Origin of the sequence: Paenibacillus azoreducens (genome assembly GCF_021654775.1) — a bacterium.
GTDB lineage: Bacteria > Bacillota > Bacilli > Paenibacillales > Paenibacillaceae > Paenibacillus_AQ > Paenibacillus_AQ azoreducens.
The window spans coordinates 5406906-5430035 of record NZ_AP025343.1 but is presented as its reverse complement, the minus strand read 5'-3'; the positions used below and the strand labels follow the sequence as shown (position 1 = coordinate 5430035).

The 23130-nt window shown below is 48.0% G+C and carries 21 protein-coding genes and 1 pseudogene; 17 read left to right on the top strand and 5 right to left on the bottom strand.

Translation table 11 applies throughout. The features are described from left to right. Positions 1 to 244 precede the first annotated feature (244 nt). Entirely contained in the window at positions 245 to 628 is a 384-nt protein-coding gene (locus tag L6442_RS24125; protein WP_212979629.1) for a RidA family protein, read from the bottom strand. A gap of 104 nt (positions 629 to 732) precedes the next feature. On the opposite strand from L6442_RS24125, the gene L6442_RS24120 reads away from it, so the two are divergent. After that, a complete protein-coding gene (locus L6442_RS24120; RefSeq protein ID WP_212979628.1) occupies positions 733 to 1074 on the top strand; it encodes a winged helix-turn-helix transcriptional regulator in 342 nt (113 codons plus the stop codon). A gap of 71 nt (positions 1075 to 1145) precedes the next feature. Then, positions 1146 to 1230: pseudogene (locus L6442_RS24115) on the top strand (TetR/AcrR family transcriptional regulator); the annotation flags it as partial. 243 nt (positions 1231 to 1473) lie between these two features. On the opposite strand, the gene L6442_RS24110 reads toward L6442_RS24115, so the two are convergent. Continuing rightward, positions 1474 to 3144, bottom strand: coding sequence for an MFS transporter (locus L6442_RS24110; protein WP_212979627.1), 1671 nt, complete (start codon positions 3142 to 3144; stop codon positions 1474 to 1476). A 194-nt stretch (positions 3145 to 3338) separates the two neighbouring features. Here L6442_RS24110 and L6442_RS24105 point away from each other — a divergent pair, with 194 nt between their 5' ends. The 5 genes from L6442_RS24105 (at position 3339) to L6442_RS24085 (ending at position 7400) form a co-directional block, all read left to right on the top strand. Continuing rightward, entirely contained in the window at positions 3339 to 3905 is a 567-nt protein-coding gene (locus L6442_RS24105) for a TetR/AcrR family transcriptional regulator (protein WP_212979626.1), read from the top strand. A 539-nt stretch (positions 3906 to 4444) separates the two neighbouring features. After that, on the top strand, positions 4445 to 5647 hold the full coding sequence (locus L6442_RS24100) for a bis-aminopropyl spermidine synthase family protein (protein WP_212979625.1): 1203 nt from the start codon (positions 4445 to 4447) through the stop codon (positions 5645 to 5647). Continuing rightward, positions 5628 to 6098, top strand: a complete 471-nt coding sequence (locus tag L6442_RS24095) for a GNAT family N-acetyltransferase (RefSeq protein ID WP_212979624.1) — start codon at positions 5628 to 5630, stop codon at positions 6096 to 6098. Before L6442_RS24100 ends, L6442_RS24095 begins: the two co-directional genes overlap by 20 nt. Next, entirely contained in the window at positions 6095 to 7138 is a 1044-nt protein-coding gene (locus tag L6442_RS24090; protein WP_212979623.1) for an HAD-IIIC family phosphatase, read from the top strand. The genes L6442_RS24095 and L6442_RS24090 overlap by 4 nt, the downstream gene beginning before the upstream one ends. After that, positions 7131 to 7400, top strand: a complete 270-nt coding sequence (locus tag L6442_RS24085) for an acyl carrier protein (RefSeq protein WP_212979622.1) — start codon at positions 7131 to 7133, stop codon at positions 7398 to 7400. The genes L6442_RS24090 and L6442_RS24085 overlap by 8 nt, the downstream gene beginning before the upstream one ends. A 112-nt stretch (positions 7401 to 7512) precedes the next feature. Here the strand turns inward: L6442_RS24085 and L6442_RS24080 are convergent, their stop codons facing one another. From L6442_RS24080 to L6442_RS24070, 3 genes are all read right to left on the bottom strand, one after another. Further along, entirely contained in the window at positions 7513 to 9042 is a 1530-nt protein-coding gene (locus L6442_RS24080) for a flavocytochrome c (protein ID WP_212979621.1), read from the bottom strand. Positions 9043 to 9300: 258 nt separating this feature from the next. Beyond that, positions 9301 to 10722 carry a sensor histidine kinase gene (locus L6442_RS24075; RefSeq protein WP_212979620.1) on the bottom strand — a complete coding sequence of 474 codons (1422 nt, stop codon included), beginning with the start codon at positions 10720 to 10722 and terminating at the stop codon, positions 9301 to 9303. After that, the gene (locus tag L6442_RS24070; protein ID WP_212979619.1) at positions 10706 to 11428 is read right to left on the bottom strand and encodes a response regulator transcription factor; all 723 of its coding nucleotides are present in this window, start codon (positions 11426 to 11428) and stop codon (positions 10706 to 10708) included. Before L6442_RS24070 ends, L6442_RS24075 begins: the two co-directional genes overlap by 17 nt. 200 nt (positions 11429 to 11628) lie before the next feature. Between L6442_RS24070 and L6442_RS24065 the strand changes: the two genes are divergently transcribed. The 10 genes from L6442_RS24065 to L6442_RS24020 all read left to right on the top strand — a co-directional run bounded on the left by L6442_RS24065 (position 11629) and on the right by L6442_RS24020 (position 23032). Further along, a complete protein-coding gene (locus tag L6442_RS24065; protein WP_237100063.1) occupies positions 11629 to 13842 on the top strand; it encodes an alpha/beta hydrolase in 2214 nt (737 codons plus the stop codon). A 129-nt stretch (positions 13843 to 13971) separates the two neighbouring features. Continuing rightward, on the top strand, positions 13972 to 14295 hold the full coding sequence (locus L6442_RS24060) for a substrate-binding domain-containing protein (RefSeq protein WP_212979617.1): 324 nt from the start codon (positions 13972 to 13974) through the stop codon (positions 14293 to 14295). Between the two features lie 192 nt (positions 14296 to 14487). Then, complete coding sequence (locus L6442_RS24055) at positions 14488 to 16626, top strand: BglG family transcription antiterminator (protein WP_212979616.1); 2139 nt, start codon at positions 14488 to 14490, stop codon at positions 16624 to 16626. Positions 16627 to 16642: 16 nt separating this feature from the next. Beyond that, a complete protein-coding gene (locus tag L6442_RS24050) occupies positions 16643 to 16924 on the top strand; it encodes a PTS sugar transporter subunit IIB (protein ID WP_194231661.1) in 282 nt (93 codons plus the stop codon). A gap of 23 nt (positions 16925 to 16947) precedes the next feature. Beyond that, complete coding sequence (locus tag L6442_RS24045) at positions 16948 to 18318, top strand: PTS ascorbate transporter subunit IIC (RefSeq protein WP_212979615.1); 1371 nt, start codon at positions 16948 to 16950, stop codon at positions 18316 to 18318. 53 nt (positions 18319 to 18371) lie between these two features. Continuing rightward, entirely contained in the window at positions 18372 to 19220 is an 849-nt protein-coding gene (locus L6442_RS24040) for a transketolase (protein WP_212979614.1), read from the top strand. Then, entirely contained in the window at positions 19217 to 20182 is a 966-nt protein-coding gene (locus tag L6442_RS24035) for a transketolase family protein (RefSeq protein ID WP_212979613.1), read from the top strand. The genes L6442_RS24040 and L6442_RS24035 overlap by 4 nt, the downstream gene beginning before the upstream one ends. Positions 20183 to 20209: 27 nt before the next feature. Next, entirely contained in the window at positions 20210 to 20470 is a 261-nt protein-coding gene (locus tag L6442_RS24030) for an HPr family phosphocarrier protein (RefSeq protein ID WP_194231657.1), read from the top strand. A 3-nt stretch (positions 20471 to 20473) separates the two neighbouring features. Beyond that, complete coding sequence (gene ptsP, locus L6442_RS24025; RefSeq protein ID WP_212979612.1) at positions 20474 to 22213, top strand: phosphoenolpyruvate--protein phosphotransferase; 1740 nt, start codon at positions 20474 to 20476, stop codon at positions 22211 to 22213. Positions 22214 to 22387: 174 nt separating this feature from the next. Further along, on the top strand, positions 22388 to 23032 hold the full coding sequence (locus L6442_RS24020; RefSeq protein ID WP_212979611.1) for a flavin reductase family protein: 645 nt from the start codon (positions 22388 to 22390) through the stop codon (positions 23030 to 23032). Positions 23033 to 23130 lie beyond the last annotated feature (98 nt).

Genomic DNA, 23130 nt, shown 5'->3' with positions numbered 1-23130 from the left:
ACGGAAAGCTGATGAAATGTGTAGATATGGTAACGTTTGACCTTGGTAAATGCAAATACCCACGCAAGTAGTTGAATAAATATAAGAGTCCCGCTGATGAATGTAAGCGTAATAAAGTCCCCATCTAGCGATAAGATGGAAGCTATCTTATATTAACTTGGCGAAATCCTTCTGTTTTGCGCCAATAGCGGTCGCGCCTATCCGAAGCCCGACCGCCTCTGCAGCGCCGACCACGGTAGCCGAGTTAGTCCGCATGTGCGACGGCGCTAATTTCAATCAATTGCTCAGGAAACGCAAGATATGTCACGCCGATGAGACTGCCGGCTGGTCGGTGTTGTCCTACATATTCCTTGAACAGCCGGATGACCGGCTCGGAATGTTCTTGAGGGTTTGTCAAATAGATCTCCACATAAGCCAGGTTTGACCTCGTGACATCAAATCCCGCCAGCACGCGATCAAGATTTTCGAGCGTTTGCCGGGTCTGTTCCTCGATATCGCCTTCGCCAACGAACGTGCCCTCTGTGTCGTGGGAAAATTGTCCTGAAATATAGATAGTTCCGTTTACGGAGTATCCCTGGGTTATTCCGTGATCCCAAAGATCGTGATTGTAGGTTTTGACATTAGTCATTTCTTTCTCTCCTTTACTTAAAGTAAGGTTAGTATAGAATGAAAGCATATATAAATATAGTACGCACTTTATTGATAGGTACTACCAGAAAGGATAGTGTAAATATGAGTATGGCTGAATATAAAGGTAAAGTTAAAAATATTAAAGATACACCTTTTGGCTATACATTATCAGTTATCGGTGGTAAATGGAAAATGGTTATTATTTACCTCCTCGCAGAAAACCAACCGGTTCGCTTTAATGAGCTGAAAAGACAGATAGGGGCTATTACTTATAAAACATTAAGTTCACAGCTCAAGGAATTGGAGGAAGATGGTATGGTGGAACGAAAAGAGTATCCTCAAGTTCCCCCTAAAGTCGAGTACAGTCTCACAGATAAAGCGGAAACACTATTACCCGTTTTGGAAGAGTTATGTGAATGGGGAGTAAAAAATCAAAATAATTAAATTAAATCCAGTTTTCTATGTAAGCAAACAGCCCCCGCCATGCAAGACATGATCAGGGCTGTTTCGGTCAAGGCATCGGCTACGGAACCGTATATCATTACTACAAAAATAAGCACATGCTTTTGGAAGATTTACTGATGGGATGCCCTGAAACGAATGGAGTCGGCAGTACTGCCCATCAGCGATGTCTCGGGAAATCCGTGCAAAAGAAGGACCGGAGGCGCCGAAGGCTCCCGACATCGATATATGCGACGCGCTTGCCTTGTACCGTCAGAACTTTTTTCTCCATCTCTTACTTATCCTCCAGATTCTGTATAAATCGATTCCATGCTATGGCCAAGGCATATGGGGCAACACTTTCACATCTAAATTTGGTAACCACCTCCTTTTATCAACTTGTTATGAACTCCCATTTCTTTTCCGGGACAAAACGAACAGGAGCGGGACAACGACAGCCGAGAAAGCGGCAATGGCATAAAGGCAGAAAATAAAGGAATCGGTATAATTTTGCTTGTTCGCGATTGAAATGCTTTCGGCGAACAAGCGTTTCACCTCAGGAGCAGCGGATTTCAATTGACATGCAGCCGGAACGTTTGTCGGATCGTTGGAGTGAGCGTATTCCGTATAACAAGATTTGAATTGTGTCACGATAGTATCCGCTTGCTCGGAAGCGATATGGGCATCCAGCAGTTGCCCGCGCAACTGCGGCGCAATCTGCTCGTTGATACGATCCGCGTGCTGACCCATTGCGCTCAACAAGACGATGCCGATCAAGGCGATTCCAAGCGCTAAGCCGATTTGCGTTCCCGTCGATACGATACCGGAAGCAGAACCAATGTCGTTCTTGCGGATTTTAGCAAGTATCGCATTCGTGAGTGGAGCGGCTACGAAACCTTGGCCAAGTCCGATCAAGGCGAAAGCAGGAATCCATTCATATCCGGCAATGGAGGTTCCCGTCTTTTGCACGGAGTAGACGAGTGCCAAATAACCGATTACCGAAACAACCTGGCCAAAGGTGAGGACATGGATGCCAAATTTGGCGACACCTCTGGAGGATAATAACGAGGCGAGAAAGATGCCAATTCCGGTAGGCAGAAGCAGTAATCCCGAATGCAAAGCTGTATAGCTGAGCCCGATCTGAAAAAAGTAAGTGCAAACTAATAGGAAGGCCGCTTGGCCGCAATAAAGAAGCAAGACAATCAACATACCTACCGTAAATACACCTTGTCGAAACAGGGACACGTTCATGAGCGGGATTCCGCCGCGGAGAGCCAATCTTTGCTCATACCAGACAAAAACCACAAGAACGGGAAGCGATAAGATCAGGCAAATATTGATTGGAAGGGGCCATCCCTCTTTCATGCCTTCAACGAGCGGATAAACGAGCATGAACAATCCGGCGGCAACGATGAGCGCTCCAATCCAGTCCAGCTTGAAAGAATGGGACTCCTTTGACTCTCGTATGGGGGAGATCATCAGTAGGATGACGGTGCCGATCAGGAAACCGAAGAAGAATAACATCCTCCATTCCAGCCCCCACGGGTTCCAATGCAAAAACAGTCCGCCAATCGCTTGCCCCGTTGAAGCTGAAAGTCCGATTGTCGCACCGTACAAGCCGAACACCGTACCCCGCTTGGCAGGAGGGAAATTGACCTGGATCAGCGACAGAACTTGCGGGGTAATAAGGGCAGCGCAAAGACCTTGAAAGATCCGTAACAGAATGAGCAGGTTGACTTCGGAGCTAAGACCGCATAATAGAGAGGTTAGCGTAAAACCGGCTACCCCGATCCACAATACTTTTTTTCTGCCGAACCGATCCCCGAGTCGCCCTCCGATAATTAGGATAACGGCATAAGCAAGCGTGTAACCGGTCATGACAAATTGGACATCGGCAAAGCTGGCATGCAGGCTACGTTGAAGAGATGGTACGGCAACGTTCATAAAATTAATGCTTGTCGTCGTCATAAAGAGGGACAACACCATGATGGCGAGCACCAACCAAGGCCTCGAACGAGTTTCCGGATCGGACTCATGCCGATCAAGCGGAATGGATTTGGGTAAGCTGGACATGTGTAAGACTCCTTTTTTACTCGAAAATTAATCTGTCAGCTCAGAGGTATCCAAACTAAACGAATATTCTTGACAGAAGACGAGCTTTTTCATAGTATTGGATGAGACAGGTCTGTATCATTCACAGCATAATCATACAGACAGATCTGTCTCGTGTCAACAAAAAAAGAGAGGATTAGATCGAGGTGATTACCATGGAGAAAAAAGAAACGGCAAAAGAACGAATATTGCGAACGGCATCCGATTTATTTTACCGGGAGGGGGTGCGGGCTGTCGGGATCGATCGGATCATTGAAGAATCCGGCGTGGCGAAAGCAAGTTTCTATCGAAATTTCGAGACAAAAGACGATCTCGTCGTAGCTTATTTGGAACAATACTACCATGTTCTGATGAAACCATTCGATGACGCGGGTAAAAGACATCCCGAAAACCCGGTCGAACAACTATATGATCTAATCGAAAGCCTTGGCGCCCGAGTGGAAATGCCCGGTCATCGCGGATGCCCCTTTTTGAATGCGGCAGTAGAGTTTCCTGATTCTGACCACCCTAGCCATGAGATGGTGATTAAATACCATAGGGAAACCCAACGCAACATATCGCAAATCGCCGAGCGGGCCGGGATTCGCGATCCTGAAACGCTTGCCTCCCAATTGGTTATGCTGTTCAATGGAGCGCTTATGTCCGCATATTTGGATCGGGCTACTTATAACTTCGCCGATTTTCAGAGCGCTGCAAGACTTCTGGTCAATCAACGTCTGTGATAAATCCCGAGAGCAAAAGGTAAGGTTTGCTTTCGGGATTTAATATTATTAAGAGAGCAGCAAATGTTGAGGAGGGATTCGGAATGCAACCGATTTGACTATATCCATACCATGTAGTAAAATGATGACAATTTTACTAAGGAGAGATGTTGATGTCCGGGGTCGTTCTTAACTAATTAAATTCCATATTTGAAGTTTTCAGCAGTCCACAGGACCAATTGCTTGAAATAGCATGGTTCGTTTTGTCATGGGCATGTGAAGGCTTCGGAATTAGTTAAGAACAGCGGATCATAATCAAGCCTTAGTGCTGCTTATTGTTATGCACCCACAATCCGTGCTGTCTTCAGCTCGGATTTTTTTGTTTTTTTACGGTGTTTATCTAGGCAGTGTCCAAAAAGGGCAGGGATGACGTATGTTCATTCCTGCCCTTTTTCTATTTTCATAGCGGGGGTGATGACATGTCGAAGTTGGATGGTATCGTCGTTGCAGACGGGACGAAAGGGATCATAAATTGGATGAATTTTTCTAGGAGGGATTAGGTGAAAACGTACATTGAACAAGCAAGTCAGCATACCAAGCTGCAAGAAGGAACACAGGTCATAGAGCAGGTGCTCCTTGAATGCTACCTGAAACCGGGTATTTCCACGAAAGAGCTGGCACGTAAAACGCTGCTGCCGACGCCTGTGGCTGCGGCAATCAAACGGGAATTAATTAAATCGGGGGCGCTTGTGCAGGATCGCGGCGTGCGCTGCACGGCTGACGGACTCGCGTGGATCGAGCGGGAATGGGGGTACCATGGACTGGATCATTCCCTTTATCACGATTTGCTTGATGAGACGAAATGGATCGAGAGCCTCAAAGATGTGCTGGCAATCTTGGAGGAACTTTTTTCGTTGCGGCCGTCCGTGGATGTTCAGATCGACCAGTCCAAATGTACGCCGGAAACAAGCCTGCGCCGGGCTATCCTTTGTTTGAAGCAGCATGCGTTGATTGGAAAGAAGATTTTATGTGTTGGCGATGATGATCTCGTGAGTGTCTCTATTGGTCTGCTGTTGCAGCGGTTGTTCCCGGATTGCGGGCATACCGTTACGCATGTGGATGTTGTGGATATTGACGAACGGTTTTTGAGCTGTATTGAAACGATTGCGAAGGAGCATGGAATGCCGATTGGGTGCCGTCGGTTGGACTTAAGGGAGCCGCTGCCCGATAATCTGCACGGGCAATATGATTGTTTCTTTACGGATCCTCCCTATACGCTTCAGGGGATGAGTCTGTTCGTATCGCGCGGCATACAGGCATTGAAGAGGGAGAAGGGAGTGCCGATTTTTCTGTCTTTTGCCCATAAATCGCCGGCGTTCATGCTTGCCATGCAGCGGGAGTTTGTCCGCATGGGGCTGACGGTCAGCGCTAATTTCCCGCAATTCAACGCCTACGATGGCGCGGAAATGATCGCCAACCGGAGCCAGATGTTCATTCTGCGGACAACGGATCAGACGAAACCGGAATATTCAGAGAAATTCACGGACGCCTTGTACACAGGCGAAGTGAAACAAACACTGCGCACCTACCGCTGTAAGCAGTGCTCAAAAGATGTGTATGTCGGCATCAATGGAGAGTTTGCGACCATCGAGCAGCTTAAGAATGAAGGATGCACGGGCTGCGGCCATGATACGTTTGAGATGGTAGCCAAAAAACGGGTATCACAAGAAAGGAATGACAAGGGTGATCATACGGCAGATTGAAAAACGTGATTTGGCCGAGGTAGCGAAATGGGAACGGGAGATTTCTGAGATCTCTTTTGGCGAAGAAGCCATTACGGACTTGGCTTTTCACTTGCGCAAGCTGGAGAAGGCTATGATTCGCGAACGGTCCGGAATGCTGGTATTGGACATAGACGGCTGCGCCGCGGGATGGATGTGGATGAGTCTCAGGGTGAATTCGGTTACACATGAGGCTTATATGCAGTTCAGGAGTTTTTACGTTAGCGAGCCTTATCGCGGTACTGCAGGCGTTGACGAGCTGTTTGAAGCTGGAATTTCATTCGCAAAGCAAACAGGTGCCCAAAGAATCGTAGGACATGTCCATATTCATAATCTGCCGATGCGAACCCTGTATAAAAAATATGGCTTTATGCCAACTCATCTGACGATGGAATATAGCGGATGCGGCATCGCAGGCGGGGAGGAACCATGATTAAATGCTTGGTATGGGATCTTGACGATACGTTATGGCAGGGAACATTGTCTGAGGATGGGCATGTTGTGCTGCGTCCGGGCGTCCAGGATGTATTGCACACACTTGATCAGCGGGGGGTTTTGCAGAGTATTGCCAGTCGCAACGACCCTGATCGGGCATTTCAAAAACTGGTTGAGCTTGGGATTGATCACTTTTTCCTATATCCGCAATTCGGATGGGGGTCAAAAGCAACCAGCATTCGTAAAATCGCTCAAGAAATGAACATCGGCATCGATTCACTCGCATTTATCGATGACAATCCGTATGAACGGTACGAAGTCGGCACGTACCTGCCGGACATTTATATATACGAAGCCAATGCCGCGGCGGGACTTCCCGAGCTCCCCGAATTTCAGACTACTCTCTCGGAGGAAACATCCAGGCGCCGCCAACAAATGATGTTGCGACAGGCGCGGAACACTGCCGAGCAGCGGTTTAGCGGTACGAGAGAGGAGTTTCTGCATTCATGCAAGATGAGATTATCCGTACGAGGCGCGAGGGATGGGGATTTACCGCGCATGGCCGAGTTGGCATCCCGTACGACTCAATTCAATAATCTCGTTCAGGCTCCCACGCCTGCTGTCATCCAATCCTATTTGGGTTCGGAACGGAGATGCATTTATATCGGACAAATGAAGGACCGCTTTGGCGATCATGGAACTGTAGCGATGGCGATGATACATGTTCATGATTCCGCTGCGGAAATCGAGCTTTTTTGTATTTCCTGCCGTATGGAGGGGCGGGGGATGGGTACTGCTTTTTTGGGAGCGGTTCTATCCCGGATACAGCAAGAGTGGCCGCTGCTGACCGAAGCAGTGTGCCGCTATCGATCACAAAAACGGAATCGCCCTGCTTTATTGCTGCTGCAGCTGTTAGGTTTTAGGTGCCGCTTACAGGGGCAGGAGGAATCGATCTATGCGCTGCCGTTCCCCTATAGTTATACAGGGCCTGAATGGATTGGGTTGGACATGGAAAAGGAGTTGTCTTTAAATGATTGAAAGAAGGGATCGCCGGGAATTGGAGTACAAGGTTGTCCAAATCGTGCAAGCTTTATTGGGAACCAAAGAGGTGTCAATGGAAACATGTCTGCTCGGGCAGCACGGCATACTTGATTCCGTCACTGCTGTAGCGCTGGTCGTTCAGTTGGAGCAGGCGTTTGAAATCAGCTTTGGCGATGAGGATTTAACACTGGATAACCTATCGAGCGCCGGGACTATCGTTGCTTTTTTGGAGAAGAGAATGGATGATAAGGATCATTAAAACGAACAAACGCTTGGACTCTGGCGGAGCCCAAGCGTTTGTGTTCTTTTGAATGAAAAGAAAAACATTTGCTAAACGCGGTCTGTCTGCTTTGAGAGTACGGCGATAGACCTTACTGCTGCGCTTTAACAAATTCAGCCGATTTGATGCCGGCCTGACGGCCGAAAATAATGATCTCCGCAACGGAGTTGCCGCCGATCCGGTTTTGGCCATGCAAGCCGCCTACAACTTCGCCTGCCGCAAACAAGCCCGGAATCGGTTTGCCGTCTTTATTCAAAACTTCCGTGTTCGTGTTGATTTTTACGCCACCCATGGTGTAGTGGATCCCCGGAGCGATTTTGATTGCATAAAACGGTCCGCTGGACAAGTCGTTGTCCATCCCGGTCGTTCTGCCGAATTCGGCATCCTTTTTATTTTTCACCGCATTGTTCCATGCATCGAGCGTGGTTTTGAGCTGATCTGCCGGAACGTTCATTTCTTTGGCCAAAGCTTCGATTGAATCTCCTTGAATGACAAAACCCATTTTTTCATACTGCTGGATCGCCTTGACGCGGGATTTTACGCCGGAATCAAAGACGAGGAAAGCCGATTTTGCAGAGAGTTTATTGATTGCCGCAGTGACATGGTCGCGAGTATCCAGTTCGTTTGTGAAACGTTTGCCGTCATTGGAAACGAGGATCGCTCCTTCTCCGCGGACAGCTTCGCCAATGAGATAGGATTTCTCTTGCTGTACCGTTGGGTGAACTTGGATTTGATCCATATCCACCATTACGCCGCCGAGCTTTTCAATCATCTTGATGCCATCGCCGGTGCTGCCTGCTTGGTTGGTAGTGACGTAACCTTTCAAATCAGGTCTAACTTCAGAAATCATGTCCATATTGGAGCCGAAACCGCCGGTTGTCACAACGACGGCATCCGCCGCAATGTTTTTCTCTTCGTTTTCGTTGAACGTAACTTTGACGCCGTTTGCTTTGCCGTCTTGCTCCGTAATCTCCGTCACATCGGCATTGACGAACAGCGGGATTTCTTTTTCTTGTAGATTTTTCAGCAATCCGTTGACAAGATATTGCCCTATGGCGGAGCCGTCTTCAGGACGATGTGTGCGTTTTTCGTTCATGCCGCCCGTAATGGTGATATTGTTCAAACGGATTCCGATGGAATCGAGCCAATCGATCGCACTGGCCGAATTGTCAACGAAGAAACGAAGCATATCTTTGTCGTTTGTGCCATGACCGCCTTTTAAGGTCTCTTCATAAAATAAATCATTGCTGTCTTGAATGCCCTGTTCCTTTTGGAATTTGGTTTGCGAAGCATTCATCCCCGAGGATGCCTTGGTTGTATTTCCGCCGGCAACCGGCATTTTTTCAAAAATAACCGGGTTCATGCCTTTTTCCTTGGCTTCAAGCGCGGCAGACATGCCGGCACCGCCTGCGCCGACAATGACGATATCATATTTATCTTTCAATTGATCAAGCGGAGTATAGCTGGTTTGAGACGCTCCCGAAACGGCTTCGGTTTTGGCCTCTTCTTTTTTCGTATTGTCCTGACTTTGATCTTGCTTTTGGTTCCCGCTGCCGCATCCCGCAATCACGAGCATGACGGAGAGTACGAGAATGAGCATTGCTGCTGCTTTCCTTTTCACTTTTTAACCCCTCCAATTTGCTATATCTATGTTGTGATGAACATAAAGAGCCCAATGAAAAAAGGAGAGAGCAGCGGTAAATGAGAAGTGAAAGAAGGCCATGCGTCACCTTTATTCTTCCAACTTCAAACAACGGTCGCCTCCCCAGTCTGCATCTTTAGCTTCTTTAGGTCCATTTCATTTTAATATACCGCCAACTCATTTATAGTGAAATATTTCACAATTAAAATGATTTTTGCTCTGAGATCATGACGATGTTCATTTTTTGGGAAGCGTGATTCGGAACATCGTGCCGCTGCGGCTGGGGGTACTGTCTTGTCCGGCGTCCAGGCAGATCCGTCCCCGGTGCTTCTCAATAATATGTTTGGCAATCGTCAGGCCAAGCCCGCTTCCTCCATCGCTTCTTCTGGATTGGTCTCCGCGGACGAAGGCATCGAAAATTTTATCCTGCAAATCTTCCGCGATGCCGATGCCGTTATCGGCGACGATGATTTCGATCTCATCGCTTGTCTCCAGCAATTCAAGGGATACGCGGGTACCTGCCGGATTGTATTTCAATGCATTGGACAGCAGATTGGATATCGCCCGGTATATCAATTTCATGTTGAAAGGCATGTTTATTACATGCTCGGGAATGGAATATTCGAAAATAATCTCCTTATCCTCAAAGGGGCCGTACCATTCGGCGGCGATTTCGCGCAAAGATTCCGCAATGTCCGACACTTCGGTGACCATTGGATAATCCGCAAGCTCCAGCTTGGAGAGCTCGAATACATCTTCGATCAATGACGTTACCAGCTTGGTTTTATCCTGAATCAGGTCCAGCGTTTTCTGTCTCTTTTCCTCGTCATGAATCAGCCCCAGCTGCAAAGCCTCCACATAACCGTGAATCGTGGTGATCGGCGTTTTCAGATCATGCGAAATATCGACCAGCATGCGCTGTTTATTGGCCTCGAGTCTTTTTTTCTCCTGTTCCGTCTTCTGCAGCCTGTCTGCCATCACATTAAAATGATCCTGAATTTGCGCGATTTCATGGTTTGCTTTAATGTTTAGCCTTTTATGGTAGCGGCCGTTTGCCACGTTTTTGATGGCTTCCGCCACGGCGCCGAGCGGGTTGGTGATTTTGGCGGCTGTCCAACGGCTGTACAAATAAACGTTGAGGGTGAACAGAATGATGAATATAACCAGCGTTTGCAGCATGATTTTGATAAACATCTCATTTTGTCCATTATTCAAATCCTTAAGTTCATATTTGGCCCCGATATATTGAGCGGGAATTTTGACAAGGGCATGGAACGTTCTTCCGTCATCCGTCGTAAAAGGAGCGAATGAGGCCATATACGGTTTATCCTTTAGGTCGGATAAGAGGGCGTTTAGATCCTTCTCCGTATAGGCTGTCATCCGGTCAAGTTTTTTGCCTTGGACATACACGACCTTCAACTCTTCATTCAGGATTTCCACCCAACCGCCCAACGCCTGAATAGCCTCTGAGGAAATCTCTTGAAAGTCCGCCCGGACAATCTCGCTTGCGGTCAGATTTTCCAGCCTTGGGCTGTTGATGTCCCGGTCCAGCTGGTAAGCGAGCCAGCCAAGCAGTCCGAACATGATCAATCCCAACGTAAATGAGAAAAAAACATAATTTTTGATCAGCAGATTAAACAGCTTATTGCGATGAGTCACGGCATTCTTCCTCTTTTGCAAACCGGTAACCGAGTCCCCGGATCGTTTTGAGATAAACCGGATTTCTCGGCTGGTCCTCGATTTTTTCCCGCAGTCTGCTGATTTGCACCATAACGGTGTTGTCGTCGGCGATATACGGCTCGGACCATACATGCTCGAAAATTTGCTTTTTCGTAAAAATGCGGCCCGGTGAATCCATCAGCAGCCTTAACAGTTTGTATTCATTTGCGCTCAGCGCGACTTGTTCGCCTCGCTTGTAGAGAACGCAGGAATGATGATCAAGCTCAAAAGCGCCGACGCGCGTAAACGGGGTTTCTTCGGCAGCCGGATGATCATTGAATTCATATGTTCGCCGCAGTTGGGCTTGCACGCGTGCTACGACCTCCAGCGGACTGAACGGTTTTGTAATAAAATCATCGGCCCCTAGCCCGAGTCCGACAATTTTATCCGCATCCTGATTTTTGGCGGAAATAATGATGATCGGCAGTTTTAACTCTTTCCGGACTATCTTGATTAATTGGTATCCATTCAGTTCCGGCATCATAATGTCCACGATAGCCAGATCGATATGTTCGCTCCGCAAAATCTCCATCGCCGCCTTGCCATCCCACGCTTCCCGGACGGATAAACCTTCCGTTTCCAAATAGAGTTTGAGCAGATTGACTATATCCGGCTCGTCATCGGCGATCAAAACAGTTTTATGCACAAATTTCCCTCCTGTCAGCCTGATGTTAGGGATTATTCGCCTTGATCTTGAGAAGTCCTTCTTAACGAATCGGCTGTAAGGTTATTGTAAGGTTAGCCAAAGCCTGGAGAAAGAGTGGCTTAGTAAGATATAGCTATTCGGTTGGCCATAACATACCGATCATTGCCGGCAAAAAAACATATATGCAAAAGAGGGATAGGATGGAGAAGATACGGAAAAAAATCAAAAGTTTCGTTAAGCCGATGTCTGCCGGATGGAAAGGGGCTTCGATCGGGTTGGCTGCGGTTACGGTATGCTTATGCATCGTGCAAGCCTACTACATGCTCGGCTCCCATGGCGCAGTGGATATGATGGTAGGAGCCGTGCTGTATATCGCGGCAGGAGTGTTGATATGCGGTATCGTGGCGTTGGCGGCCCATTTTCTGAAAAAGGTCCCCAGCCGCTATATGGGGTTGTGTGCAGGTTCTGCGCTTTGTTTGTTATTCTGTTTTATCGTACCGCCTCAGGTTGCAGGAATGGTGATTGGAGTCATCATCCTTTTATTTTCTATTCTTGGTTGCCTTATCTACAAATGGGCGAAAGGGGGATACAAAGATGTATCGAAAGCGAAAAAGGTTACGGCGATGGTCACAGCGGCAGCTACCGTCACAGGCTTGAGCGCAGGCGGTTTCTGGCTGGCAAGCGATAGTGGGTTTAACGCGTCCGCAGTCAATTTACAAGAGCTTGCTCCTGCGGAAAAGTTTCGGGCCGGACTTCAGGATCCTGCTGCAGAGGGAAAATTCAAGGTGAAGACGTTAGTGTACGGCAGTCCCGGCAACTACCGATCCTCCTTTAATCAAAGCGGATCATTGGTCACGAAAACGGTTGACGGCTCGGCTTTTGTGGAAAATTGGTCGGCGACAAGAACATCAACATTGGGTTTTGGGCCGGATGCAATGCCATTAAACGGGCTGGTCTGGTATCCCGATGGCGAGGGGCCTTTTCCGCTTGTGATTGCCGTTCACGGGAATCATCTGATGACTGAATATTCCGATCCGGGATATGAATATCTTGGCAGATTGCTCGCAAGCCGCGGATATATTTTTGTATCCATCGATGAAAACTTTCTGAACACGTCCCCGTTCGATGATTTGCTCATATTAAATGTGCTGAAGAACGAGAATCCCGCCAGAGGATTGCTGATGCTGGAGCATTTGAAAACATGGGAGGCATGGAGCAAGCAGGCGGGGGGACCGTTCAGAGGCAAAGTCGATATGAACAATATCGCATTAATCGGCCATTCCCGGGGAGCGGAGGCGATAGCCATCGCCGCGGCGTATAATCGCCTGAATGCTTATCCAGAGGACGGCAATATCAAGTTCGACTATCATTTCAATATTGGTTCCCTGATTGCGATCGGAGGGACGGACCAGCAATACAAACCTGCCGGACAGCCGATCGAGCTTCGGGACATGAATTATTTGGCTGTACACGGTGCGCATGATATGGACGTCGATTCCTTTGCGGCTTCCAACCAGTATCAGCGGATCGATTTTACTCAGGGGGATGACCGATTTAAAGCAGCGGTCTATATTTACGGGGCCAATCACGGCCAGTTTAACAGCGTATGGGGGCGAAAAGATACGGTTGGACCTGGAAATAAAGTGTACAACACAAAACAGCTGATGTCCGAAGCTGAGCAGCAGCAGGCGGCCAAAGTCCTGATCTCTTCATTCCTTGATGCGACGTTAAAAAAGAAAAACGAATACCAGCGGATATTTCAGGATATCGGCTATGCCCGGAAATGGCTTCCGGAAACGATATACGTGACGAATTACCTCGATTCGCAAACGACTTTGATCAGTTCCTTTGACGATGATACTGATCCGGAGAGCACAACGATTCCGGGCGGGAAGCTGAAGGGTCAGCGTCTTCTGGAATGGAAAGAGGAGAAAATCAAGCAAAAGCATGCTTTAGCTGATATCAGCGCGGTTCGTCTTGGCTGGGACCGGACGAAGAAACAGGGAAGCCCTTCATATACTGTTACCCTCCCGCCACAAGGAATCAAAGCGGAAGCAAACAGCTCCATCGTATTTTCATTGGCTGACGCGGAGGATTCACGGAAAGAACAGGAGCTGGCTGCCCGGATTGATCTGACGGTCAAGGTTGCAGACAAGAAAGGCAACGAAGCTAGTCTTCCGCTGAGCAGCGTCGCACCGCTTTTGCCGATGATCGAGGGGAAAATATTAAAAGCCCCGTTCTCGTCCGCCATGCCGACAAAGGAACCCGCGTTCCAGAGCTACGGATTCCGCCTGGGCGAATTTCAGCGGGTTAATCCCAAATTCGAACCGGAGCAATTGGCGGCAATCGTTTTTGAATTTAACCTGACGGAAAAAGGCACTGTATTGCTTAACGATATAGGCATCCGGAATTAGCGTGACGTATTCATGTGACGGGTTATATCAACATCGATGTTTCGCGAATAGCAGAGTTCCAAGCACGTAACCGCGAAGGCAACCCCGGATACCGGCCGCCATCATTCTTCTCGCTGCTCTTGTTCAGGCATGCTGCCTGAGCCGCCATCGGGTATTTTCTGCATGAGCGATAATATGGGCATCGGCTGCATTAATGCGATTCATAAGGCGGGACTCCGGGTTCCGGAAGATATGGCGGTGATCGTCAAAGTGGAGTTGGACACATATTGGGCGATGAGAGGCGGAGTCGATCAGGTCCAGTATTTGCAAAAGCTTGCGAACGCTGCGAATTATCGGCTGTGGCGGCATCGCCAATGGAAATGCAGCGCCGTGAGGCGCATCAATTACAAAAGGGGCAGGCCCGCGTTAGCTCGCGGCCTGCTCTTTTTTGCATGTTATCACACCCGAATCTAAAGCTTTTACGAATGTTCCAAAATTTGCACGAATCTACGTACATACTTTGAACGCTGAAACCCCTTACATTGCCGGCGATTACGGTGTAAATTAGATGCAAGCAAAAGAAATCGATAACACATCAGGGTATAATTTTTGCACAAAATGTATTTCACATTTCGTATTCTTCATCAACTTAAAGGGGGGATAGAGATGTCTTTGGATGAACGCAGCACGCGCATTCTGACCCAACTGATGAATTCGGAAACGTATACGCCAATCGAGAGAATCACGGAAAAGCTCCATATATCGAGGCGGACCGTGTACTATGATCTCGAAAAAATCAATTACTGGCTTGAGGACCATCAATTAAATCCTGTTGAGCATGTTCGGTCTTTAGGTTTGTATATACCGGATGAAACGAAACAAAAGATTCCGGCGATGATCAAGATGCTGGATACATGGCAGTATTACTACTCTGAGAAGGAACGGAAGGCGCTGCTGGCCATCCATCTCATCACAAGCACAAATACCGTATTTTTAAAAGATCTCATGGAGAAAATCGGCGTAAGCCGCGGAACGACCAATACCGAGCTAAATAAGTTGAAGGAAGAATTGCAGAATTTCAGTCTTATCGTCTCATTTCATCGTAAAGAGGGGTACTTGATTGAAGGGAGCGAGAATGACAAGCGGAAAGCGCTTATCCACTATTTATCGCAAATTTTATCCAAGGATAGTTGGAGTCATCTTGTCTCAGAGATTCAATTGCTGCTAAACGGAAGGCCGGATCAAGGCGGCAATGTTTATGAAAAGCCGACGCTCGCTTTTGTGGAAGAACATTTATCGATGATCTATCAGATCATTGATAAATGCGAACAAGAACTTGGGATTCAAATGACGGATGAAATGCTGCACAGCCTGGCCTTGCGTTTTATTATTTTCAGCAAACGGCTGCTGCAGGGGGAGCACATCGTCATCGATCAAGACGAAAAAGACGTTTTGAAGTCAACGGCTGAATATAAGGCAGCTATGAATATCAGCAAAGAACTGGAAGAAATGTTCCACATGCCGTTCCCGGAAGATGAAGTGTGTTACATTGCCATGAATCTCTTGGGTTCCAAAGTCAATTATATGAGCCATGGACCGGAAAGCGATACGGATGTTCAGCATTTAAAAGGGATCATTCAAAGAATGGTTGATGATTTTCAACGATTTGCCTGCGTTTTTTTTCAAGAACGCCCATTAATCGAAGAAAAGATGCTCATTCACTTAAAACCGGCATATTACCGCATTAAATACGGCATCGAAGTCGAAAATCCTTTAACCGATAGCGTCAAAGAAAAGTACAGCGAGATTTTTGAAATCACGAAAAAAGTCGTTCATCATTTTGAAAACTTCATTGGCAGAAGCATAAGCGAAAAGGAGATTGCTTACATCGCGATGCATTTCGGCGGATGGATGAGAAGAGAAGGCTCCAAGCCCATAACGCGCAAAAAAGCCTTGATCGTATGCGGAAACGGGATTTCTACTTCTCGCATATTGCAGGTGCAATTGGAAAATTTGCTTTCAGCAGTGGATATCGTCGCGGTTGTGTCATTGCGGGAATATCATTCCGGCGATTATGATGTGGACTTTGTCGTGTCAACGGCTCCAATCGAGAAAAAGGACCACAGCGTCTTTATTGTCAGTCCGATTCTTACGGATGCGGAAAAAGAAGCGCTCCTCAATCAGGTGAATAGTCTCATGGAAACGAAGGCGAGAAGGCCTGGACATGCGGTGAAAACGCTAATGGATGTGATTAAACGGCATGCGGACATCTTTAATGAGGAAGCCTTGACCCAGGATCTCGCCCAGCACTTTCAAACCGAGCGACAAAATATAAAGGAGTACAGAAAACCTATGCTAAACGAATTGATTACCCCAGAAATGATTCAGTTCGAAACCCGCGTGCGGGATTGGAAGGAGGCCATACGAATAGCCGCTGAACCATTATTGCAAAAGGGTTACGTAAGCGGGGATTATGTGACGGCGATGATCGACAATGTGCTGGAGCTCGGCCCATATGTCGTGATCGCGCCAAGGATTGCCATTCCCCATGCAAGGCCGGATCAAGGCGTGTTCCAAATGGGGATGAGTCTCCTATGTTTGCGGGAAGGGGTTTCCTTTTCCGAAGACGGCAGCCATGACGCCAATTTAATTATCGTTCTCGCTGCCGTGGATAAACAGGCGCATTTAAAGGCAGTTGCCCAGCTGACTCGGCTGCTCACTGGAGAACATAATGTGGATGCCATTTTGGAAGCGGATTCGGTGGCGCCGGTATTGCAGCTGGTAAATCAATATTCAACCCATTAAAAGGAGAGAACAAACGATGAAAATTATGGCGGTTTGCGGTTCGGGTCTGGGAAGCAGCTTTATGCTCGAGATGAATATCATCGAAATGCTGAAAGAAATGAATGTATCCGGAGTGGAAGTGGAGCATGCCGACTTGGGTTCGGCATCAAGGGACATGGCGGATATTTTTGTGGCCGGACGCGATATAGCCGAAGGCGCAGGGCATCTGGGCGATGTCGTTGTATTAAACAATATTCTCGATAAAAATGAACTGAAAACCAAAATTATGGCGGCGCTTGCGGAGAAAGGTGTTCTTTAGAAAAACGATAGGGGGACAAAAACATGAGCCAACAACTTTTAAAGTTTATCATGGATGTTTTAAGCAAGCCCGCTGTTTTGATCGCATTGATCGCATTCATCGGACTCATCGTTCAGAAGAAGCCCGTCAGCGAAATCATCAAAGGCACGACCAAATCCTTTCTTGGTTTTATCGTGATCGGCGCAGGCGCCGGAATTCTGGTCGGGGCGCTTGAACCCTTTGGAAAAATGTTTGAGGCGGCTTTTAATGTAAGCGGTGTCGTTCCTAATAACGAGGCCATAGTAGCGATGGCGCTAACCAATTATGGCGAAGCTACGGCATTGATTATGTTTTTCGGGATGATCGTTAATATTTTGATCGCTCGCTTTACCCATTTGAAATACATTTTCTTGACGGGTCACCACACGCTTTATATGGCTTGCATGATCGGCGTTATTTTGGTGGTTGCCAAGCTGCAGGGGTTTCTGCTCATTGCAGTCGGCTCATTGGCGCTCGGTCTCATCATGACGGTTTTTCCGGCACTCGCGCAGCCGACGATGCGCAAGATTACAGGGGACGATAAAGTTGCGTTCGCTCATTTCAGCACAGTGGGTTACGTTTTGTCGGCATGGACGGCAAAGCTTGTCGGCAAAGGCTCCAAATCAACGGAAGACATTAATTTTCCGAAAGGCCTGGGATTTTTGCGCGACAGTTCCGTAACGATCTCTTTGACGATGAGCGTCTTGTATATCTTGGTAGCGATATTGTCGGGTCAACATTACGTAGAAACGAACTTGAGCGATGGCCTTAATTTCCTCGTATATGCGGTCATACAGGCGATAACCTTTGCGGCGGGCGTATTCATTATCCTGTCGGGCGTTCGTCTGGTGCTTGCCGAGATCCTGCCTGCGTTTAAAGGGATTTCTACGAAAATTGTTCCTAACGCAAGACCTGCATTAGATTGCCCGGTTGTATATCCGTATGCTCCGAACGCCGTGATCATCGGATTTTTCTGCAGCTTTCTTGGCGGCATCGTAGGGATGGGCGTTTTGGCTCTAACAAGCTCGGTCATCATTTTGCCAGGCGTAGTTCCGCACTTTTTTACGGGAGCGACGGCCGGAGTGTTCGGCAATGCCAACGGCGGCGTTCGGGGGGCAACGATCGGTTCTTTTGTTAACGGTCTGATCATTACGTTCCTGCCGGTATTCTTAATGCCTGTGCTTGGAGATCTGGGATTTGCGAACACGACGTTCTCCGATGCCGATTTTGCCGTATCCGGAATCATTTTGGGGAATATCGCGAATAAGTTTGGCTCGATCGGAATTTCGGTTGCGGTGGTTATCTTTGTGCTCATTCCAATTATCGTCAAGCTTTTCTCAAGAAAAAAATCAGTAGAGACAACTGAAAATATGTAGTTGAGGATTAGGTGAGAAATCCTGAGATCACAAGGAGTGGAGGAGACCTATTTATGGGAGAGAGACGAAATTATCTGGAGAAATTTGCAGGGGAAATCCGGTTAAAAGTGTTGAAGATGCTGAATCACCGGGGATTCGGGCATTACGGCGGAAGCTTGTCCATCGTCGAAGCGATCGCGGTTTTGTACGGCGAGGTATTAAAGATTGATCCTGCGAACCCGGATTGGCCGGAAAGAGATTATTTTATCCTGTCGAAAGGTCATGGGGGGCCGGCATTATATGCTGCGCTTGCGCTTAAGGGTTATTTTTCGCCAGAGATATTATATACCCTTAATGACAACAACACTACTTTGCCGAGTCACCCTGACCGGAATTTGACCAAGGGCGTCGATATGACGACAGGTTCGCTTGGACAGGGGATTTCCGCGGCGGTCGGAGTTGCTTTATCCCACAAGTTGAGCAAGCGGGGCAACTATACGTACACGCTCGTCGGCGACGGGGAATTGAATGAAGGGCAGTGCTGGGAAGCGGTTCAGTTTGCCGCCCATCATAAGCTGCACCGTCTGGTCGTTTTTATCGATGATAACAAGAAGCAATTGGACGGATTTACGAAGGATATATGCGATCCGATCGATTTTCAGGAAAAATTTAATGCATTCGGTTTCTATGCGCTGAAAGTAAATGGAGCGTCTGTGCAGGAAATTCTCTCGGCGATCGAAGAAGGAAAGCAGCAGATGGAAAAGCCGGTCGCGATCATTCTTGATTCGGTCAAGGGGCAGGGCGTACGCTACCTGGAGGAAAAAACAGACAATCATCATATCCGGCCTTCTAAAGAAGATCAACAAGCGATCGATGCTGCGATCCATGAGCTGGAACTTACGCTGCGGGAGGGAATCATATGAGAACAGGCGCAAGCATGACCTACGAACTCGACCAAATCGAAATGAGGGAAGCGTATGCGGGGACGCTGATTGAAATCGCGCAAAAAAATAGCGAGGTTATCGCATTGGAAGCGGATTTGATGAGCGCCATTTCCACGAATAAGTTTAAAGCGGCTTGCCCGGACCAGTTTGTCAATTGTGGTATTATGGAAGCAAATATGGTGGGCGTGGCCGCAGGGTTATCGTTGACGGGCAAAATTCCCTACCTGCATACCTTTGCTTCTTTTGCGACCCGAAGAGCGTTCGACCAGCTGTTCATTTCCGGCGCTTATGCGAAGCTGAATATTAAAATTCTAGGTTCGGATGCGGGGGTCACGTCGGAGCACAATGGCGGAACGCATATGCCGTTTGAAGACATAGGCCTGGTCCGCATCATTCCGGGCGCCACAGTGATCGAAGTGTCGGATGCAGCCATGCTGGCCAGCATGCTGAGGCAGGTGGAGCAAATCTATGGCATTCATTATATTCGCACCATACGTAAAAAAGCGGTCAAAATCTATGACGAACACACCGATTTCGAGATCGGCAAAGGCAAAGTGCTGCGCGAAGGAAATGACGTTACTCTCATCGCAAGCGGTATCATGGTAGCTGAGGCGCTGCAAACTGCCGATATTCTGGCGAAAGAAGGAATCGGAGCGGCTGTCATTGACATGTTTACCATCAAGCCGATCGATCGGGATTTAATTATCAAGTATGCCGCAAGAACCGGGGCGATCGTTACGATTGAGAATCATAATTGCATCAATGGGCTCGGTTCGGCTGTAGCCGAGGTATTGGCGGAACATGCGCCGACGCGCTTGAAGCGAATCGGCATTGATGAGCAGTTTGGCAGGGTCGGAACGACCGACTATCTAAAAGAATATTACGGCTTGACCAAGGAGCATATTGCCCGCAAAACAAAGGAACTGCTCGGCAATAGATAACATGAGAGATAGGAGTGCGATGGGCCCATGGTAGAAAAAAAGATCGTGGTAGGTCTTGAACAGGGCGTTCATATTCGTCCGGCCAAACAGTTCGTCAAAATAGCAGCGGATTATGAGTGCGAGATCTTTATTCATAAAGACGATAACAGAATAAACGGGAAAAGCATCCTGGGGATCATGTCTTTGGCGATTGACACGGGAGAGGAAGTCACCTTGATTGCGGACGGAGCGGACGAGCAGGAAGCGATTGCTTCTTTGGAAAATCTTTTGACGGGACGAGAGGGATAGTTTATGCAGGCCAATGAAGTGCAGGGAATAGCCGCTTCTCCCGGAATAGCGATTGCTAAAGCTTATGTCATGCAAGAAAAAACATTCGAGGTGACAAGGAAGCAGGATATATCGGCAGAACAAGAGATGATGCGTTTGCGCGAGGCAATTCAGCAATCCAGGGCTGAGCTGGAGCAAATCTTTCACAACGCGCTGGAGGAATTCGGAGAAGACCAGGCGGGAATTTTTGAAGGACATCTGTTTGTGCTACAAGATCCGGAGTGGCTTCGTTCGATAGAAGAAAAGATAGCGGAAGAGTCCGTGAACGCCGAGTTTGCATTGGATCAAGTGACGAAGGAACTTATACAGCTGTTCCGATCCATGAAAAATGCATATATGAGAGAACGTTCCATCGATATTCAGGATGTCAGCAGGCGCGTAATGGGGCATTTGCTGGGGGCTTCCGGGCAGGTTGATTCGCCGTTAGAGGAACCCGTTATTGTCATTGCGCATGATTTGACGCCGTCGGACACGGCGGGGCTGGACGTCAAATATGTCGTCGGCATTGCCGCGGATATCGGGGGACGGACCTCCCATTCGGCAATCATGGCCCGTTCGATGGGGATTCCCGCCGTGGTCGGCTTACAAAACATAACCGGGCGGATTAACGGTCAAACGATGGTGATCATCGACGGGATGGACGGGAAGGTGATCGTAAATCCGTCGCCTGAACAATTGGCGTACTATGAGGAGAAGCGGGACATTTATCGTGACAAGCAAGAGGGGCTGACGAAGCTCATCAATGAACCGACGATCATGGCCGATGGAAGGCGGGTTGAACTGGCGGCGAATATCGGTACTCCTGATGATTTGGAAGGAGCGATACGAAACGGTGCGGAAGGAATCGGATTGTTCCGTTCCGAATTTCTTTACATGAATCGCGAGAGCATGCCTGATGAAGAGGAACAATTTCAAGCTTATCGCAAGGTGGCGGAAGGCATGGACGGGAAGCCGGTAATTATCCGTACGCTGGATATCGGAGGCGATAAGGAGCTTCCGTATCTTCAACTGCCGAAAGAACAGAATCCGTTTCTCGGTTATCGTGCAATCCGCCTATGCTTGGACCGGCAAGAAATGTTCAAAACGCAGCTGCGGGCCATATTGCGTGCAAGCCGCTACGGTTTGGTTAAAATCATGTACCCTATGATTGCCGCGCTTGAAGAATTTCGTCAGGCCAATCAAATTTTGGCGGAAGCCAAAGAAGAATTGAGCCGGGAAAATATAGCTTTTCATCCGGATATCGAGGTAGGCATTATGATAGAAATTCCGGCGGCGGCCTTGGCAGCGGATGCACTTGCGAAGGAAGCCGACTTCTTCTCGATCGGAACCAATGATCTGATTCAATACACGATGGCATGCGACCGGATGAACGAGAGAATTTCATATTTGTACCAGCCGTTTCATCCGGCTGTTCTCCGTCTGATCCGAATGGTGATCGATGCTGCGCATAGGAAGGGCAAATGGGTCGGCATGTGCGGAGAAATGGCTGCGGACAAAATGGCGGTGCCGATTCTCATGGGCCTTGGGTTGGATGAAATAAGCATGGGCGCCTCATCCATTTTGCCGGCCCGTCAACTGATCAGGCAATTAAATTACGGGCAAATGAAGGAATTGGCAGACAAAGCTCTTGAGCTTGAAAGTTCGGAACAGATCCGACAATTGATCCAGGAGAAGGTGGCAGTAATTAGGAGGACGGATGGATAGGGGGAGAAGTTAATCCGGCCATATCTATCGATATCTTGCTATCATATTCTCGAAAGCCATTTATGCATGAATACGCGTGTTATACTCTGCAACGTGTTAATTGATTGTTAACAACAAGACATTAAAAACAGAGCTATAACAACAACATTTTCTTTGTTAAGGAGCGTGTTTGAAATGCATAAAGTTATCGAGCCCAAAATTCTCTATTTTGGTACGCCTGTCGTCCTCATCAGTACATTAAACGAAGATGGTTCGGCTAATTTAGCCCCGATGTCCTCAGCATGGTGGTTAAATCAGTCTTGTATGCTTGGAATGAGCCGCAAATCCAAGACGGTGCAGAATCTCATCCGTGAAAAAGAGTGCGTATTGAATCTTCCATCAGCGGACCTTGTGAGTTCAGTAGACATACTCGCTCTGCTCACCGGTATGAACCCTGTGCCCGAGACCAAAAAACAGATGGGATACCGCTACGAATCCGATAAGTTCGGAATAGCCGGACTCACCCCGGAGCCTGCTGACTTAGTTAAGGCACCACGCGTTGCGGAGTGTCCGGTTCAGTTAGAGGCAACGCTCATCCAAGTTCATAACTTCGGCGAACCTAGCTCCCTGGCCTCTATTGAGGTTGCCATAACAAGAGTGCATATTGATGAAAAGCTGATAATGACGGGGGAGAAGAACTATATTGATCCGGAAAAATGGAATCCGCTGATTATGAACTTTTGTGAATTTTTCGGACTAAAGGGCAAATTGCATCCTTCCAGATTAGCGCCGGTATTCGGTCCGGTTTCCCGTAATGGAGACTCAACAGCATTAATCTAACGGAGAACGAGAGAGTGGAGTAGCTTGCCGCGGGCAGCTGCTCTACTTTTTTTGTTTAAATAAAGCGGCAGGTTTGTGGAATAAAAGAGGATTAATCG

Bases quoted from the DNA above. Each gene is read 5' to 3' on its own strand.
- L6442_RS24035 (WP_212979613.1), top strand. From the start codon at position 19,217: ATGAGAACAGGCGCAAGCATGACCTACGAACTCGACCAAATCGAAATG.
- L6442_RS24040 (WP_212979614.1), top strand. From the start codon at position 18,372: ATGGGAGAGAGACGAAATTATCTGGAGAAATTTGCAGGGGAAATCCGG.
- L6442_RS24120 (WP_212979628.1), top strand. From the start codon at position 733: ATGAGTATGGCTGAATATAAAGGTAAAGTTAAAAATATTAAAGATACA.
- L6442_RS24050 (WP_194231661.1), top strand. From the start codon at position 16,643: ATGAAAATTATGGCGGTTTGCGGTTCGGGTCTGGGAAGCAGCTTTATG.
- L6442_RS24060 (WP_212979617.1), top strand. From the start codon at position 13,972: ATGCTGCCTGAGCCGCCATCGGGTATTTTCTGCATGAGCGATAATATG.
- L6442_RS24030 (WP_194231657.1), top strand. From the start codon at position 20,210: ATGGTAGAAAAAAAGATCGTGGTAGGTCTTGAACAGGGCGTTCATATT.
- ptsP (WP_212979612.1), top strand. From the start codon at position 20,474: ATGCAGGCCAATGAAGTGCAGGGAATAGCCGCTTCTCCCGGAATAGCG.
- L6442_RS24020 (WP_212979611.1), top strand. From the start codon at position 22,388: ATGCATAAAGTTATCGAGCCCAAAATTCTCTATTTTGGTACGCCTGTC.
- L6442_RS24045 (WP_212979615.1), top strand. From the start codon at position 16,948: ATGAGCCAACAACTTTTAAAGTTTATCATGGATGTTTTAAGCAAGCCC.
- L6442_RS24090 (WP_212979623.1), top strand. From the start codon at position 6,095: ATGATTAAATGCTTGGTATGGGATCTTGACGATACGTTATGGCAGGGA.
- L6442_RS24110 (WP_212979627.1), bottom strand. From the start codon at position 3,144: ATGTCCAGCTTACCCAAATCCATTCCGCTTGATCGGCATGAGTCCGAT.
- L6442_RS24125 (WP_212979629.1), bottom strand. From the start codon at position 628: ATGACTAATGTCAAAACCTACAATCACGATCTTTGGGATCACGGAATA.
- L6442_RS24085 (WP_212979622.1), top strand. From the start codon at position 7,131: ATGATTGAAAGAAGGGATCGCCGGGAATTGGAGTACAAGGTTGTCCAA.
- L6442_RS24065 (WP_237100063.1), top strand. From the start codon at position 11,629: ATGGAGAAGATACGGAAAAAAATCAAAAGTTTCGTTAAGCCGATGTCT.
- L6442_RS24105 (WP_212979626.1), top strand. From the start codon at position 3,339: ATGGAGAAAAAAGAAACGGCAAAAGAACGAATATTGCGAACGGCATCC.
- L6442_RS24055 (WP_212979616.1), top strand. From the start codon at position 14,488: ATGTCTTTGGATGAACGCAGCACGCGCATTCTGACCCAACTGATGAAT.